The sequence below is a fragment of the Parvimonas parva genome (assembly GCF_045866535.1).
Lineage (GTDB): Bacteria > Bacillota > Clostridia > Tissierellales > Peptoniphilaceae > Parvimonas > Parvimonas parva.
In genome coordinates this window covers 1,391,921-1,408,948 of record NZ_AP038371.1, presented here as the reverse complement: position 1 = coordinate 1,408,948, position 17,028 = coordinate 1,391,921, and the positions used below count along the sequence as shown (strand labels likewise).

At 31.0% G+C, this 17,028-nt stretch carries 19 protein-coding genes; 17 read left to right on the top strand and 2 right to left on the bottom strand.

Annotation, left to right across the window (positions count from 1 at the left end):
* Entirely contained in the window at positions 1–960 is a 960-nt protein-coding gene (locus ACKTSI_RS06975) for an NAD(P)H-dependent glycerol-3-phosphate dehydrogenase (RefSeq protein ID WP_407862792.1), read from the top strand.
* A 1-nt stretch (position 961) separates the two neighbouring features.
* On the top strand, positions 962–1,387 hold the full coding sequence (locus ACKTSI_RS06970; RefSeq protein WP_407862791.1) for a hypothetical protein: 426 nt from the start codon (positions 962–964) through the stop codon (positions 1,385–1,387).
* 238 nt (positions 1,388–1,625) lie between these two features.
* Here the strand turns inward: ACKTSI_RS06970 and ACKTSI_RS06965 are convergent, their stop codons facing one another.
* Both ACKTSI_RS06965 and ACKTSI_RS06960 read right to left on the bottom strand, forming a co-directional pair.
* Entirely contained in the window at positions 1,626–2,786 is a 1,161-nt protein-coding gene (locus tag ACKTSI_RS06965; protein WP_407862790.1) for a hypothetical protein, read from the bottom strand.
* Positions 2,787–3,082: 296 nt separating this feature from the next.
* Positions 3,083–3,769 (bottom strand): lysoplasmalogenase family protein, encoded by a 687-nt coding sequence (locus ACKTSI_RS06960; RefSeq protein WP_407862789.1) that lies wholly within the window; start codon positions 3,767–3,769, stop codon positions 3,083–3,085.
* A 246-nt stretch (positions 3,770–4,015) separates the two neighbouring features.
* On the opposite strand from ACKTSI_RS06960, the gene ACKTSI_RS06955 reads away from it, so the two are divergent.
* The 15 genes from ACKTSI_RS06955 (at position 4,016) to ACKTSI_RS06885 (ending at position 16,874) form a co-directional block, all read left to right on the top strand.
* Positions 4,016–4,201 carry a hypothetical protein gene (locus ACKTSI_RS06955; protein WP_407862788.1) on the top strand — a complete coding sequence of 62 codons (186 nt, stop codon included), beginning with the start codon at positions 4,016–4,018 and terminating at the stop codon, positions 4,199–4,201.
* A 10-nt stretch (positions 4,202–4,211) separates the two neighbouring features.
* Positions 4,212–4,427, top strand: coding sequence for a hypothetical protein (locus ACKTSI_RS06950; protein ID WP_407862787.1), 216 nt, complete (start codon positions 4,212–4,214; stop codon positions 4,425–4,427).
* Between the two features lie 48 nt (positions 4,428–4,475).
* Positions 4,476–4,610 carry a YvrJ family protein gene (locus ACKTSI_RS06945; protein WP_082713903.1) on the top strand — a complete coding sequence of 45 codons (135 nt, stop codon included), beginning with the start codon at positions 4,476–4,478 and terminating at the stop codon, positions 4,608–4,610.
* A gap of 8 nt (positions 4,611–4,618) precedes the next feature.
* Positions 4,619–5,404 (top strand): peptidoglycan amidohydrolase family protein, encoded by a 786-nt coding sequence (locus ACKTSI_RS06940; RefSeq protein ID WP_407862786.1) that lies wholly within the window; start codon positions 4,619–4,621, stop codon positions 5,402–5,404.
* Positions 5,405–5,552: 148 nt separating this feature from the next.
* On the top strand, positions 5,553–7,094 hold the full coding sequence (locus ACKTSI_RS06935) for a C69 family dipeptidase (RefSeq protein ID WP_407862785.1): 1,542 nt from the start codon (positions 5,553–5,555) through the stop codon (positions 7,092–7,094).
* A 145-nt stretch (positions 7,095–7,239) separates the two neighbouring features.
* Entirely contained in the window at positions 7,240–8,787 is a 1,548-nt protein-coding gene (locus tag ACKTSI_RS06930; RefSeq protein WP_407862784.1) for an ABC-F family ATP-binding cassette domain-containing protein, read from the top strand.
* A 162-nt stretch (positions 8,788–8,949) separates the two neighbouring features.
* Positions 8,950–9,144 (top strand): hypothetical protein, encoded by a 195-nt coding sequence (locus ACKTSI_RS06925; RefSeq protein ID WP_068473420.1) that lies wholly within the window; start codon positions 8,950–8,952, stop codon positions 9,142–9,144.
* Positions 9,145–9,210: 66 nt separating this feature from the next.
* Positions 9,211–10,131 (top strand): aspartate carbamoyltransferase, encoded by a 921-nt coding sequence (gene pyrB, locus ACKTSI_RS06920; RefSeq protein ID WP_407862783.1) that lies wholly within the window; start codon positions 9,211–9,213, stop codon positions 10,129–10,131.
* Positions 10,131–10,574 (top strand): aspartate carbamoyltransferase regulatory subunit, encoded by a 444-nt coding sequence (locus tag ACKTSI_RS06915; RefSeq protein ID WP_068473426.1) that lies wholly within the window; start codon positions 10,131–10,133, stop codon positions 10,572–10,574. The genes pyrB and ACKTSI_RS06915 overlap by 1 nt, the downstream gene beginning before the upstream one ends.
* Complete coding sequence (locus ACKTSI_RS06910; RefSeq protein WP_288981045.1) at positions 10,558–11,745, top strand: dihydroorotase; 1,188 nt, start codon at positions 10,558–10,560, stop codon at positions 11,743–11,745. The genes ACKTSI_RS06915 and ACKTSI_RS06910 overlap by 17 nt, the downstream gene beginning before the upstream one ends.
* Positions 11,745–12,599 (top strand): orotidine-5'-phosphate decarboxylase, encoded by an 855-nt coding sequence (gene pyrF / locus ACKTSI_RS06905; protein ID WP_407862782.1) that lies wholly within the window; start codon positions 11,745–11,747, stop codon positions 12,597–12,599. Before ACKTSI_RS06910 ends, pyrF begins: the two co-directional genes overlap by 1 nt.
* On the top strand, positions 12,589–13,317 hold the full coding sequence (locus ACKTSI_RS06900) for a dihydroorotate dehydrogenase electron transfer subunit (protein WP_407862781.1): 729 nt from the start codon (positions 12,589–12,591) through the stop codon (positions 13,315–13,317). The genes pyrF and ACKTSI_RS06900 overlap by 11 nt, the downstream gene beginning before the upstream one ends.
* Positions 13,317–14,213, top strand: a complete 897-nt coding sequence (locus tag ACKTSI_RS06895) for a dihydroorotate dehydrogenase (protein WP_288981036.1) — start codon at positions 13,317–13,319, stop codon at positions 14,211–14,213. The genes ACKTSI_RS06900 and ACKTSI_RS06895 overlap by 1 nt, the downstream gene beginning before the upstream one ends.
* Before the next feature lie 21 nt (positions 14,214–14,234).
* Positions 14,235–14,816 carry an orotate phosphoribosyltransferase gene (gene pyrE, locus ACKTSI_RS06890; protein WP_407862780.1) on the top strand — a complete coding sequence of 194 codons (582 nt, stop codon included), beginning with the start codon at positions 14,235–14,237 and terminating at the stop codon, positions 14,814–14,816.
* Positions 14,817–15,020: 204 nt separating this feature from the next.
* Positions 15,021–16,874: an LPXTG cell wall anchor domain-containing protein gene (locus ACKTSI_RS06885; RefSeq protein ID WP_407862779.1), complete on the top strand. Its 1,854-nt coding sequence runs from the start codon at positions 15,021–15,023 to the stop codon at positions 16,872–16,874.
* The last annotated feature ends 154 nt before the right edge of the window (positions 16,875–17,028 follow it).

Sequence of the window (17,028 nt, the reverse complement as noted above, 5' to 3'; positions counted from 1 at the left end):
ATGAGAATAGGTGTTATAGGCTGTGGAAGATGGGGAAGTTTTATCGCTTGGTATTTGGATAAGATAGGCAACGATGTAACTTTATTTGGTAGAGAAAATTCAAAAAATATGCAAAATTTTTTAGAAAGTAGAAAAAATAATTTTCTTGAAATTCCAAAATCCATTGCTTTAACTACAAATATAAAAGATATTTTCGATAAAGATTTAATCATAATCTCTGTTGGAACTCAAGGCCTTAGAGATTTGCTTATCGAAAATGAAAAACTTTTTAAAGAAAAAAATATTCCAATCATTCTTTGTATGAAAGGAATTGAAATAAAGACGGGATTTACTCCTACAAAAATTGTAAGGGACATTTTGGGAGAAAATTTTTCTTGTGGTGTTTGGATTGGACCGGGACATGTTCAAGATTTTACAAATGGAATTCCAAACTGTATGGTAATAGATTCTGATGATAGGGAATTGGTTAAGAAATTAGTTGACGCTTTTTCAAGTGATTTAATCAGATTTTATTATGGTACAAATCTTTTGGGAAATGAGATTGGTGCAGGTGCTAAAAATGTCATCGGAATTGCTGCCGGAATGCTTGACGGAATGAATTTAAGCTCTTTAAAAGGTGCGCTTATGTCAAGGGGTACAAGAGAGATTGCAAGGCTTATCGGCAAAATGGGTGGCGATGAAACTTGTGCTTATGGACTTTGTCATCTTGGTGATTATGAGGCGACTGTTTTTTCTGAATTTAGCAATAATAGAAAATTTGGAGAAAAGTTTGTAAAGGGTGAAAAGTTTGAAAAACTTGCAGAGGGATATTTCACAACGAAGGCTTTAATGGATTTGTCTAAAAAGTACGATGTTGAATTGCCGATAACAAATGCAGTTTACGAAATAATATATAATGAAAAGAATCCAAAGGAAGTTTTGGAAAATCTTTTTAAAAGAAGTATAAAAATGGAGTTTTAGTATGTTACCGATAATTTTATTACCTTTGCTTTTGTGTGTTTTCAATATATATAGAAGACTAACTTGTGTAGTAAAGGCGAAATTTACAAAATTTACATTCTTTACCCTTTTAATCGTTTTGGTTGTAATGCTCTCTTTAGGTTACAAATTTAGAAACGACTTGAGTAGCTATGTCGTTATAATGTCTTGGTGGCTTGCGTTCTTCACAAGCATAATGAGTGCAGGAATAACTGAAAAAGGACTTGTTCACCCATGGCAATTAATCGCAAAGCTATATAAATGGGAAAAGATTAGAACTTTTTCGATTGAAAAAAGGGAAAATACAGTAATGGTAAATTTCAAAGCGATAAGAGATTTACGCCAAGAATACGACAAAAGCGATTTGGAAAAAATTAAAAAAATTGCAAAACAAAATAAATTGATTTAAAAGACTCATCGAAAGATGAGTTTTTTAGTATAACAATCACTTTAAAACGACTCATAGATTACAAGACTATTAATGTGGAAATAGTATTATTTTAAAGTATTGGCATTTATAATTAATTATTTATTGAATTTAATAAATGTTTAATTAGTAAATATAAAAATAAAGGATAATTTTATTAAATATAAATTAAGGCATAAAAAAGGTAGCATTTGAAATGCTACCAAAATTTTTTATTTATTTAGAATAAATTGAACAACATATATAGAATATGTGCGGCAACACCTGCAACAAGTCCGCCGATTGTATGACTGATTAATGCTTTTCCTGTTGCTTCTTTTGTTCCAAGAGCGTCCATCATTGCGATATGTGTTGAGATATATCCGCTCCAACACATACAGATTGCTGTGAATACTGCAATGTCGTTTCCACTAACTTTTCCAACTTCTGCCATTTTTGTAACGGTTCCGATTGCAGCACCTGTTGAGCCAAGTGCAGTTATAGGAACGGCAATGGCCTCCGGTGAACTGAAACCGAATAATGGAGTTAAAATGAAGGACAATTTTTTTCCTATCCAAGGAAGAACTTCGACGCCTTCATTAGCTGCTCCGGTATAAATACCGTTTGCCCCAGGTCCTTTTGTTAGGATAATAACTAAAGTACAGATTATTACAACACCCGGAATGATTGAAACTCCCATATCAACACCAACTTTTCCTCCGTCAAGGATAGATTGGATAAACCTTGAGCCGACACTTCCTTCTCTTACGATTCTTGAATTTTCAGGAATTTCAACTTTGCTATTTACTTCTACAAACTCAGTTGTTCCATACATTTTTTTACAAGAATGAATCATAAGTCTAACAGAAACGATACTACCAACAATGGCTCCTAAATTTCCGATTAATGCACTTGTAACAGCACCTTTAACATTCATTCCCATCATTGTAGTTGTAGTGATAAGTCCCATACCAAAAGCAGTTCCAAGATTTGTAAGAGCAGGCATTTGGTATTTTTTGAAATAACGTCTAAAGTTATCATCATGAGCTAATGTTAAGATAGCCGGGTTATCTGAAAGGTAGCAATTTAACATACCAAGAGATGATGCACCTGGTAAATCATAAATAGGTTTCATAATTTTTGACAGAAGTTTATTGACAAGAGCTATAACTCCAAATTCAGAAAACAAACCTGAAATTGCTCCAGCCAATACGGCAATCGCCATTAAATAAAGACATACATTAATAAGTAGGTCAAAACCTGTATTCATCATAGTTTTAACCATATTTATTCCACCCATTTTTCTACCGATCAAAATGAAAAATGTTAGAAATAAACCAAGACAAAGGAAGTTTTCCAAACCAATGTCCTTTTTAAATTTTCCGAAATTTTTTTCTTCCAATATAAATACCCCCAACAAATAATTTCAGTAATTATTTTATCATATTTCCATTTTAATAAATTTAAAGAGGTAAATATGATGAAATAAATATTCTTTTACACAAGAATTGTAAATTCATATTTATTTTAACATAAAAAAACTAAAAACACAACGAAAAAAATTTTTGTTGAAATTTACTTGTAATTATATATTGCGACATTTCGATTAAAAAACTATAAAGCACAAAAATTTTTAAAAAAAATTGAGTGTTAAATTGCAAGAATAACTTAGCCACAAAAAAACGACTATCTAGTCGTTTAAATTAAAAATATTCCAAATCCTATAATTATTAGTAATTGTGAGATTGAGTAAATTAATGTAGCACATATATTAAAAAATCTATTGTTTTTTATAAATATCGAGTAGGAAAAAGCTGAGTTTGAAAGTAAAAATAAATTACTTCCTAAAATCAAATACCATATTCCGTTTTGATAAGCAGAAATTGCTGTTAAAATTGTAAATATACATAGTATTGAGTTTAAACCTGCAAAAATGTATAAAAATATTATATCTCTTTTAAAGTATTTTTTAGCATATTCATAGGAAATTGCAAATTCAAAAAATACAAGTCCAGAGTACAAGATGATAATAAACAATGTCATCAAGTAGTTTAGGTTTGAAATTTTTATTAGAGTAGCGAGTTTTACTATGTAAAAAATTATTCCGATAAAAAATAAATTAAAACCTAAGATTATATTTTTTTTGATTTTTTTTGTGAAGAATATATCTCCAAGCCAAAAAGAAAAAATTGCCAAATATATAAAAATACTGTGGTTTTTAAATGCTAAAAAATAAAATAATGCCAATAATGGCATTAGAAAAACGTTGAAAAAACTTCTTTCTGTATCTTTTTTTTGTAATATCATATATAAATTAAAGGTTGTAAAAATCGTATAAATAAATAAAATTATGTAGGAAAAAATTCCAAGTAGTCCTTTGTTCATATTGCCTCCAAATCTCTTATTATCAACTATTTGAACATATTTCCTTTTTGATAAATTTAAAGGGGTAAATATGATGAAATAAATATTCTTTTACACAAGAATCGTAAATTCATATTTATTTTAACATATTTATACTAACCAAACAAGTTAAAGGAATAATATTTTTTTATTTATCCCCCCTTTTTTATTCTAAATTTTATTATATAAGTGTAAGGCTTACAACAAAATAAAAAAAGGAGAAAAGATATGGCTAAAAAGTATTTAAAGGTTAGTTTCAACCTTGCTAATTCTAAAAAAAGAAACATAACAGTAAAAGATGTTCAAAGTGAATGTTCTGATGAGAATTTAAAAAAATTAGGTGAATTTGTTGAAAAATTCATCGATGGAACAAAAACTGCAACAATCAAAGTTGTAGAAACAAATTTAGCTTAGGAGGTAGGATATGAGAAAGACATTGAGCTTAACTCTAACTTTAGAGGACGGAAAAAATGCAAATTTTTCAATTTCAAATATTAAAAATATTTCAGCTGATGAGGCTTCTGATATTATAAAGGCTTTTGATTTTAAGTCTGTTTTAGCAAAAGACGACTTAAAAGTTATTGGAATTAAAAAGGCAGATATAATTTCAACAAGCCACGAAGAAGTTACAGTGCTTTAGTAAAAAAGACCTTTTGGTCTTTTTTTACTATAAACGAAAGGGGTTAATATGGAAAATATAATTTCAAATATCTCAAATGTTGGTTTTCCGGTAGTTTTATCTGTATTTTTGTTACTCAGGTTTGAAAAGAAGATTGATGAGTTGACAAAGGCAATAAATGAATTGGTGGTTAAACTTAAATAGGAGATTTTATGATAGATATAGAAAAGACGATACAATGGTTTGAAAATAGAAAAGGCAAGATTTCGTACTCTATGCAAAACAGAAACGGACTTTACAGTTACGACTGTTCATCTTCGATTTACTATGCTCTTAGAAGTGGTGGAGCAAAAAGTAACGGCTGGACGATAGATACGGAGCGTGAACATTCTTGGCTTTTGCAAAACGGTTTTGAAAAAATTACGGACAATGTTCCTTGGAATGCTAAAAGAGGTGATATTTTTGTTTGGGGAAGAAAGGGAAATAGTAGTGGAAGTTTTGGTCATACGGGAATTTTTATTGATGAAAATAGAATTATCCACTGTAATTATTCTGCAAATGGAATTTCTGTGGATAACCACGATAGATTGTGGATAAATGCAGGAAAACCACATTTTTATGTGTATAGATTAAAGGAACAACAAGGAGAGGAATATATGGAGATTTTGAATGTAAAAAGCAAGGTAAAAGGAGTCTATTCGATAGATAGTCTGCCCTGGTTTTGTGAAGATAAAAGTATGATTGGAACGACTGAAAAACACCAAAATGAAGAAGTTACACTTACTAGAAAATGGGGAAGTTATTACTATGTTAAGGAGCTTAAAGGCTGGGTTGATTACAGAGCTTTCATAAACGAAAAAGCTATAAATGACATAGCAAAAGAGGTCATACAGGGAAACTGGGGCAACGGAGAACTAAGACGTGCAAAACTTGAAAATGCAGGTTACAACTATGGAGAAGTTCAAAAAGAAGTTAATAGATTATTAAAAAATAAATAGTTTTATATTATGAAAGACAATTAATGGAGAAACCGTTAATTGTTTTTTTTTGTGAAACAACAAAAATATTTTTACTTTTTTGTAAATTTGAGTTATAATATAAGTATGGTTAATAATTATTATTAACATAATTTTAAGGAGGTTTGTTATGTGTACTACAATTCTTATCGGAAAAAAAGCAAGTTATGATGGGTCAACTTTAGTTGCTCGTATTGAAGATTCTTCAGCAGGAATGTTTAAATCAAAAAAATTTATTGTTGTTGAACCTAAAGATCAACCAATTCATTACAAATCTGTTCGTACAGATTGTGAAATTGAATTACCTAAAAACCCTATGCGTTATACTTGTCTTCCAAATGTAAAAAAATGGCGTGGAGTTTGGGGAGCTTGTGGCGTTAATGAAAAAAATGTTTCAATGACTGCAACAGAAACTATTACTACTAATGAAAGGGTTTTAGGAGCGGATCCTCTAATAGAATTTGAACCGGGTATTATAAAAAAAGGTGGAATAGGGGAAGAAGACTTTGTTGTAATTACTCTACCATATATAAATAGTGCTAAAGAAGGCGTTGAAAGACTTGGCGCTCTAATAGAAAAATACGGAACTTATGAAAGTAACGGAATTGCTTTTCAAGATGTTGATTCTATTTGGTGGTTTGAAACAATAGGCGGTCATCATTGGATAGCAAGAAGAGTTCCTGACGATGTTTATGTTGTAATGCCGAACCAATTCGGACTTGATCATTTTGATTTTGAAGATGCTTATGGAGAAAAGAATGACTTTATGTGTTCATCAGACTTGATAGAATTTATTGAAGAAAATTTCCTTGACTTATCTCCTGAAATGTCTCTTGAAAAAATTCTTGATGATTTTGAAGAAGGTCTTGACTATGATGAAGATAAAGACTATAAAGATCCTTTCAATCCGAGAGTTGCTTTTGGAAGCCATTCCGATGCGGATCATACTTACAATACACCTCGTGCTTGGGTAATGCTTAGATATTTTAATCCGAATACTTTCGATTGGAGTGGAGCAAATCCTCGTTTTAGACCGGATAGTGATAATCTTCCTTGGTGTATGATTCCTGAAAAGAAGATTACAATAGAAGATGTTAAATATATTATGTCTAATCACTATCAAGGAACTCCTTACGACCCATATCTAAAGAGTGGAGACTTATCACAAAAAGGAAAATTTAGACCTATAGGTATAAATCGTAATGATGTTTTGGCTTTAGTTCAAATAAGACCATACATGCCTGAAGAAATCAGAAGTATTGAGTGGCTATCTTTTGGATCAAATGTATTTAACGCAATCGTTCCGTATTATGCAAATATTACAAAAACACCTGAATATTTAGAAAATACAACACTTACTCCAACAACAGATAATTTCTATTGGATAAATCGTATTATCGGAGTAATTTGTGATGCGCATTTCCCATCAACTGCATCTCATATTGAAAGATATCAAAATGCAGTTCAATCAAAATGTCGTACAATTTTAAATAAATATGATAAAGAATTTTTAAAGAAAAAATCAAAGATAAAGAATGTTCACGAATTTTTAGAAAAAGCAAATGATGAAATAACAGACTTTGTAAAAGACCAAACAAATGATTTACTTGATAAAACACTTTTCACAGCAAGTTGTGAAATGAAAAACGGATTTTCAAGATCAGATGCTTAAAAGACTTTAATTTAAAAAATTGCCGTCAGAAATGACGGCTTTTTTTGTTGGAATATACTTTCTTTTAAATCAGTCCTTAAAATTTTTACTAAATACAAAAAATATGGTAAAATATGTAGAGCTATAACATACAAAGGAGAAAAAAATGAGTATCTTAACTGTAAAGAATTTAAGCCACAGTTTTGGTGGGCGTCAAATACTTAAAGATGTAAATTTCAGATTATTAAAAGGTGAACATATCGGTTTTGTCGGTCCGAATGGAGAGGGAAAGAGTACCTTTTTAAATCTTGTTACGGGAAAACTTGAGGCTGAGGAAGGAACTATCGAATGGGCAAAGCGTGTTAGAATCGGTTATCTTGACCAACATTCTGTAATTTCTTCTGAAATGACTGTTCGTGATGTTTTAAAATCTGCTTTTTCATATCTTTTTGAAGTTGAAAGTGAGCTTAATGATATTTATATGAAGATGGGCGAATTAACCGGTAAAGAGCTTGACGATATAATGCTTGAGGCTTCCGAGCTTCAAGAACTTCTTGAAACAAATGACTTTTATATGATTGATTCAAAAGTTGATGAAATTGCTCATAATATGGGACTTAAAGACTGGCTTGAAAGACTTGCATCAGACCTTTCAGGTGGACAGCGTTCCAAAATTCTACTTGCAAAATTGCTTTTAGAAAAGCCTGATATTTTGCTTCTTGACGAACCTACAAACTATTTAGATGAAGAACATATAAATTGGCTTAGAAGATATTTACAAAACTATGAAAATGCCTTTATTTTGATTTCTCACGATATTTCATTTTTAAACTCAGTAATAAATTTAATATACCATGTTGAAAATTGTGAAGTAAATAGATATGTTGGGGATTATGACGAATTTTTAAGATTAAAAGAGTTAAAACAAAGACAATTGGAGTCTGCATATAAAAAGCAACAACAGGAAATTCAAGAGCTTGAGGACTTTGTTCAACGTAATAAGGCGAGAGTTGCTACAAGAAATATGGCGATGTCAAGACAAAAGAAACTTGATAAAATGGAAAAAATTGAACTTGTTAGAGAAAAACCAAAGCCTGAATTTTATTTTGAAACTGCTCCGTCAACGAGTAGGCTGATTTTTGAAACAGAGGACTTGGTAATCGGATATGATAAGGCGATAAGTAAACCGTTAAATCTTCGTATGGAAAGAGGCGACAGAATTGCAATTGTCGGCGCAAACGGACTTGGAAAAACAACTCTTATAAATACAATTTTAGGTAATATTAAAGCCATTTCAGGCTCTGTTCATTTCGGACAAAATTTATCTATCGGATATTTTAAACAAGAGGAAAATTATGATAACAACAAGACTCCAATCGATGAAATGTGGGAAAAATTTCCAAGCTGGGAGCAATTTAGAATTCGTGCCGCCCTTGCAAAATGTTCGTTGACAACTGTTCATATTGAATCACAAATGAGGGTACTAAGTGGTGGAGAACAGGCAAAGGTAAGACTTTGTAAAATATTAAATGAAAAGACAAATATATTAATGCTTGACGAGCCTACAAACCACCTTGACCCTGAATCAAAAGAGGAACTAAAAAGAGCTTTAAGAGAATATAAAGGAGGAATTTTCCTAATCTCACACGAAAAAGACTTTTACACAGACATAGCAACAGAAATTTGGAAAATGGAGGACTTTTCATTGCTTTAAATTGATTTGATTACAATCGAATGTAAGTGTTTGATTACTTAAATATAGAATGTTGGGAATAATTTTTTTCAGATTATTTTTTGAAAAACTGTCAAAAATGTATTGACAAAACAACTTCGTTGGTGTATAATAGTCAAAGAAAATTGAACGGAGGTAAAATTTATGTCAAATACAGTTAAAAAATTGGTTACTAATATCAATAAGACTTACTTAACCGACTTTTCTGTTTTTGGTTTTAAATTTTCTCATTTTAATAATTTTAATATATTAGCCGGAAATTCATTTTTTAAAAGTTGGATTACCGGCTTTTCTTTTAATTCAATATTTGTCTTTAATAATTTTAATTTTAGGAAATAACTTTTGTTATTTCCTTTTTTTATGTATGACAAAATATGATTAAATAAATTTAATAGGAGGAAATGTATGAAAGAATTTAGAAATTTGGTTAGTAGTGAAGATTTTTCATGTGAAGAGTTACTTGAGCTTATGAAGTTAGGGGCAGAAATTTTTAACAATCCTGAAAAATTTTCTGAAAAATGTAGAGGTAAAGTTTTAGCATCTCTATTCTTTGAACCGTCAACTAGAACAAGACTTAGTTTTGAGGCTGCTATGCTTAGACTTGGTGGAAGTTGTATAACAGTTCCTGACCCAAAGGTTTCATCAGCAACTAAGGGAGAAAGTCTGCAAGATACTATAAGAACTGTTGGGTCTTATTCAGACATAATTGCTATGCGTCATCCGCACGAGGGTTCTGCTGAACTTGCAAAGGAAGTAACTCCTGTTCCTTTCATCAACGCGGGGGACGGCGGTCATCAACACCCAACTCAAACTCTTACAGATTTACTTACAATCTCTCAAACTAAGAAAACTTTGGAAAATATGACTATCGGTCTTTGTGGGGATTTGAAATTTGGTAGAACTGTTCACTCTCTTGTAAAGACTCTTTCAAAGTTCAAGGGAAATAAATTCATCTTCATTTCACCTGTTGAGCTTGTTATTCCTGAATATATAAAAATGTACCTAAACGAAAAAAATGTTGAGTTTATAGAAGTTAGAACTATTGAAGAAGTTATGGATAAGCTTGATATTTTGTATATGACAAGAGTTCAAAGAGAAAGATTTTTCAATGAGGCTGATTATGTAAGACTTAAAGATACTTACATTTTAGATAATCAAAAGATGAAAAATGCAAAAGATGATATGATAATTCTTCACCCGCTACCAAGAGTAAATGAAATTGCAACTGAGGTTGATACTGACCCGAGAGCAAAGTATTTCAATCAAGTTAAATTTGGGATGATAATCAGAATGGCGCTAATCTTAAAATTATTGGAGGTAAAATAATGTTAAATATAAATAGTATTTCAAACGGAATTGTAATCGACCATATTAAACCGGGTCTTGGTTATGAAATTTTTAAACTTTTAGAATTGGATAAGGCTGATTACACAGTGGCACTTATAATGAATGCAGATTCTAAAAAATATGGAAAAAAAGATATGATAAAAATTGAAAATGTAATAGATGTTGACCTTGCGATTTTGGGATTAATCGACAGAACTTTAACTGTAAATATAATTGAAAATGAAAAAATTAAAGAAAAACTTTCAATGATTTTACCTGAAAAGGTTGAAGGTTTTTTAAAATGTAAAAACCCACGTTGTATAACTTGTCATGAAAATGTGCAAAATAAATTTGTGCTTGTAAATAGAGAAAAGGGAATTTACAGATGTAATTATTGTGATAACTTATATACTTGTGGAGGACATAGTGAAAAAAATAATTAAAAATGCTGTTTTAGTGGATAAGGATACAAATAAATTCGGAGAAATTAAAATTGAAAATGGAAAGATTATAGAAATTGGAGAAAATTTAAGTTTTGATGAAAGCTTTGAAGTTATAGACGCTAAGGGAAAAGTTGTTATGCCGGCTTTTGTAGATTTACATGTTCACTTTAGAGACCCTGGCTTTACTTACAAGGAAGATTTAAAGACGGGCTCACTTTCTGCACTAAGAGGTGGTTACACAACTGTAAACACAATGGCAAATACAAAGCCTATTTGCAGTGATTTAGAAACTTACAACGACATAATGAAAAGAGCTAAGGAGCTTGACTTAGTTGATATAAATCAAATAGTTGCAGTAACTCAAAACTTTGACGGAGAAAATTTAGTTGATTATTCAAAATTTGAAAATGCAAAATTTTTATCCGATGACGGTAAAGGTGTGCTTTCTGAAACTACAATGTATAGGGCGATTTTGGAGGCGAAAAAGTTTGATAAGGTGATTATGATTCACGCCGAAAGTGAACTTTCAAAGGTTGATTACAGAATTGCAGAGGACTTAATGACTTTAAGGGATATTTACCTTGCAAAAAGACTTGATGGAAGAATACACATGTGCCATGTAAGTACGGTTGATTCGTTAGAGGCTGTAAGACGTGGGAAAAAAGAGGGCGTCCGTGTTACTTGTGAAATAACTCCTCATCATATTGCACTTTGGGATAATTCATACAGAGTTAATCCACCGATAAGAGAAAAGGCTGATGTAGATGCTTTGATAGAGGGAATTTTAGACGGAACCGTTGATGCTATCGCAACAGACCATGCACCACATACAATGGAGGATAAGGCAAACGGAAGTCCGGGACTTGTTGGGCTTGAAACGGCATTTGCAATCTGTAATACAAAGCTTGTAAAAGAAAGAAATATCGATATGAGAGTGCTTTCAAAAGTTATGTCCTACGGTGGAGCAAATTTAATGGGAATTAAAAAAGGCTTAATCAAAGAGGGATATGACGCAGACTTGGTTATAGTTGATGAGAATAAAAAAATCGTAGTTGATGCAAGTAAATTTGCATCAAAGAGTAAAAATACACCATTTGATAAGATGGAACTTTACGGCGAAGTGCTTATGACAATAAAAGCCGGAGAAATAAAATATAAAGGAGAAATGTAATGATAATAGATAGATTATATGAGGCAGTAAAAGAAAAAGGTTTTGTTTGTGTTGGTCTTGATAGTCATTTGGACTACATTCCAAACTATATAAAACAAAAATATGAAAAAATTTCTGATATAATTTTTGAATACAACAAGGAAATAATTGATGCAACCTCAGATATTGTTGCAATCTACAAGCCACAAATTGCATACTATGAGGCAAACGGACTTGAGGGTCTTATCGCATATCAAAGAACTTTAAGATATCTTAAAGAAAAAGGACTTTTAAGTATCGGCGATGTTAAAAGGAGCGACATTGCAAGTACTGCAAAGGAATATGCAAGGGCGCATTTTAAAGGAGAGTTTGAGGCAGACTTCATCACTCTTAACCCATATATGGGAATGGATAGCATAACTCCGTATTTAGATTACTTAAAGACAGGAGAAAAGGGAGTTTTCGTTTTACTTAGAACTTCAAACGAGGGCGCAAAGGACATTGAATGTCTTGAATATCAAGATGAACCACTTTATTTTAAAGTTGGAGATGAGCTTAAAAAATTTGCTGATAGTTTAACTTCAGAATGTGGATATTCTCCACTTGGCTATGTTGTTGGAGCAACTCATAGTCAAGAGGCTAAAAAAATTAGAGAAAGATATAAAAATATTTTCTTCTTGTTACCTGGATATGGTGCGCAAGGAGCAAAGGCAGAGGACATTAGAACATATTTGAACGACTTTAATGGTGGAGTTGTAAACTCTTCAAGAGGTATCATAAAATATTACCAAAAATTTGAAGACGGCGAAAAAAGATTTGCTCACTACACTAGAGAGGCTGTTTTAAACATGAGAAAGGATATTTATGGAAAATAAATCATACGAAAAAGTTGAAATAATTTTAAACGAAAAAATTGCCACAGATATTTATAAAATGGTGGTTAAGGGAGAGTTTAAAGCTAGAGTTGGACAATTTTATATGGTTAAATGCTTTGAGGACGGGAACATGCTTCCTCGTCCTATAAGCATCTGCGATATGGAAGATGACAAGCTTACTTTTCTTTATGCAGTTGTCGGCAAGGGAACGAAGATTATGTCCGAAAAGAAAGCCCACGACTTTATAGAAATTTTAGGACCTTTAGGTAACGGATTTTCTATTGATGAGTTTAAGGGCAAAAAAGTTGCACTTGTTGCAGGAGGAATCGGAATTGCACCGATGTTGTATTTGGCGAAAAAATTAGATGCTAAAACTGATTTATACGCAGGTTTTAGAGATGAAACATATTTTACTGAAGAATTTAAAGAATTTACAGAAAATACATATATCGCAACAAATACAGGAAGTGTTGGACATAAAGGTTTCATAACAGAAATAATAAAAGAAGATTATGATGTAATTTATTGTTGTGGACCAAATCCGATGATGAATTCCGTTAAAAACTTAAGTCTTGACATACCGGTTTATGTTTCACTTGAGAGTAGAATGGGTTGTGGAGTAGGTGCTTGTTTGGCTTGTAGCTGTAAAACAAAAAACGGAATGAAAAGAATCTGTAAAGAGGGACCTGTTTTTGAAGTTAAGGAGGTGAATTTTTAATGTTAGAAGTGGATATTTGTGGAGTAAAGTTTAAAAATCCGGTTATCACAGCCTCAGGAACTTTTGGTTTTGGTAGAGAATATGCAGAGTATATCGATTTAAACAGAATCGGTGGAATTTCAACAAAAGGACTTACATTTGCAGGAAAAGACGGAAATACGGGAATTAGAATTTATGAAACACCTGCCGGGATAATGAACAGTATCGGACTTCAAAATCCGTCCGTACCGACTTTTATTGAAGAAGATTTACCTTTTATGGAAAGCTATGATACACAAATCTTGGCTAACATTGGAGGCTCACAGCTGGAAGATTATTTGAAATCTATTGAATTAATCAATAAGACAAATATAAAAATAATTGAGTTGAACATTTCTTGTCCGAATGTAAAATCAGGCGGAATGGCTTTTGGAATAAAATGCGATATAGCAGAGGGAATTGTTAGAAAAGTTAGAGAAAATACAGACAAAGTCCTTATGGTAAAGCTATCTCCAAACGCCGAAAATATAAAAGAAATGGCAAAAACTTGCGTTCAGGCGGGAGCTGATTGCCTTTCACTTGTAAATACATTCAATGCATTGGCGATTGATATTTATAAAAGAAAAGCAGTTTTCGACAATGTAACAGCAGGACTTTCAGGTGCTTGCATAAAACCGATAGCACTTAGAATGGTTAGAGATGTTGCCTCAGTTGTAGATGTTCCTGTAATTGGAATGGGTGGTATAATGGATTGGAAAGATGCAATAGAATTTATTATGGCAGGAGCAACAGCAGTGCAAGTCGGTACAGCGAACTTCATCAACCCGAAAGCTTGCATTGACATAATTGAGGGAATGGAAAAATTCTGTAAAGAACAAAACATAAAAAACTTACAAGAAATAAGAGGAATTATTTAATTTTAGTATAGGAGGAAAATTATGGAACAAAGAGTATTAGAATTATTAAAAGAAAGCGAAGCGTTATTAGAAGGACATTTTTTATTATCATCAGGAAAACACAGCGACAAATATGTTCAATGTGCAAAACTTTTGATGTATCCAAAAAAAGCAGAAGAAGTTTGTAAAGTAATTAAGAAAAAAATAGAAGATGCGAAAGTAAAAGTTGACGCAGTAGTTGGACCTGCAATGGGTGGAATCGTAATTGCTTACGAATTAGGAAGAGCATTAGGCGTTAGAGCCATGTTTACCGAAAGAGAAAATGATGTAATGACATTAAGAAGAGGATTTTTCATCAACGAGGGAGAAAATGTACTTGTGGTTGAGGACGTAGTTACAACTGGAAAATCTTCACTAGAAACAATCAAAGTATTAAAAGAACATGGAGCCAATGTTGTAGGAATCGCATCAATCGTAGATAGAACAAACGGAAAATCAAATATCGAATATCCACTTTTTCCCGCAATCGCATTGAATGTACAAGCTTTTGAAAAAGAAGAATGTCCACTTTGTAAAGAAGGAAAAATCGAACTTGTAAAACCTGGTAGCAGAAAGAAATTTTAGTAAAATTTATTTGAGCATCTAGTTTTAGATGCTCTTTTTTTGCGAAAAAACATAACAGCACTTTTTACGATAATTATCCAAGCAAGATTAAAAAAATTTTTTTCATTTCATAAACATTTCATTTTTTATTGTTAAAATAATATCACAAATAAAAAATAAAAATAAAATTAAAAAAATAAAATTAAAAATTAATGAGATTAATTTATGAAAAAACAAAAAATAGAAAAATGCGCAATGATTGCAGTACTATCAACAAGCATACTTTTGTCAAAAGTAGATTTGGCAATGGCTAAAGAAAATGTTGAGCTAAATCCTACAAAAATTGACTACAAGGCTGAGATTAAAAATAAAATTGAGATTATAAAAAAAGAAATAGCGAAAATGGAAAAAGAATTATCAGAAAAAATAAATGAAAGAGAAAGATTACTTGAAGAAAAATCTGAAATTTCTGATAAATTATCCAAGGGAAATGACAAATTATCCAAGGGAAATAATAAATCAACTAAGAAAATTGATGAATTAAAAAATAAAATCAAAGAACTTGAAAGTAAACAAGAAGAAAACAAAAAAATGCTTGAGTCTTTAAAAGAAAAACTTCAAAAAGCTAATGAAGAAAAAGAAACTTTAGCAAAAGATCTAAAGGCAAAAGACCAAATGATAGATGAAATAAAAAAACTTGATCCGGCAAGTAAAAAATCTATTGAAGAAACTTTAGTAACAGAGAAACAAAAAGAAAATGAAAGTTTAAAAAGTGTAGCAGAATTAAAGACAAAACTTGAGTCTGCAAAAAAGGTTTTAGAGAAAAAAGAAGCTGATTATGTAAAAGAAAATGCTCTTGTTGAAAGAGATAAGACCGATTTAGAAAGGTGTAAAAAAGAAATAGCTAAAGCAAGGGACAAAAAGCAAGTTATAGAACAAACTATAAACGATATAAATGCAATTAAAGATAAGCTTACTAATGAAAATAAAGACCTTGAAAGAAAGTTAGAAATAAATAAAAAAAACACAGAAAATATAAAAACACTGCAGGAACAAATTAAGGAAAAAGTAAAAACAAAAAAAGCTGAATTAGAAAAATTAAAAAAGCAAAATTCATCAACGAATGCTGTAGCTCAAATTAAGCAACTGGAAAAAGAAATAGAAGAAGAAGAAAATAAGATTAAAAATGGAGAAACTCTTCTTTTAAATTGGCAAAGAGAAAAAGACAACTTTGAAAAACAATTAAAAGAAAATCAAGAAAAATTGGAAAAACTTAAAAATTTATTGACTGAAAAAGCTAACCTTGAAAAAGACATTCAACGCCTAGAAAAAGAAATTTTAGATATAAATAATAATAAAGAGCAATTAAATCAAAAAGTAGAAAAAGCTAAAAACGAAAGAGATATTCAACAAGAACTTGTAAATAAATTAAGTACAGATTTATCTGAAGAAGAAGAAAAACTTGAACAAATAAAGAAAAGCATAAAAGATACAGAAATGAAATTAGAGGCTTTGAAAAACAAAGCTCAAACTCTAAAAAATCTTGAGTTAGAAAAAGAGGTTATTAAAAAGAAAATTGAGAGTAACAAAAATGACTTGGAAAGATTGAATCAAGAAAACAAAAAAGCACAAGAAATGTACCAAAATGCTGAAGCTTCTATAAAAATTCTAAAAGAAAAACTTTCAAAACTAGAAGGAAAAACGGGACTTGAAAGTACTATGCCAATGGCAGTATCACTAGAACAAGTGAAATTAGATAGAAAAGCTCTCGAAGATAGAATAAAAGAGATAGATGAACAAATCAAAAAGTTAGATATAGAAATTAAAAATCTAAGAGAAAAAGTTGCAAAGAAAAAATTACTATTGGCTAGTTTAGAACAAGAAGAAAGGGAAAAACAAAGAAAAGAACAAGAAGAAAAGGCAAAACAAAGAAAAGAACAAGAAGAAAGGGAAAAACAAAGAAAAGAACAAGAAAAAAAGGCAAAACTTCCAAAAACGGGAATAGAAAGCCAAGGTTCGATTATATTAAGTTTAATCGCATCAGCTGTTGGCGCATTTGCTCTTAAAAAGAGAAAATAATTTAACAAAAAAAGAGGAGAAACCCTCTCATAGCGTAGATAAAGTCTAATTATTAAGGATCATTAGTAATTTAGAATTAAATAAATTTGACCATAGGAAATAAGATCTCTTAGGGGCTGTAAACTAGGGATTTAATTTCTTAAAAAATTATCGG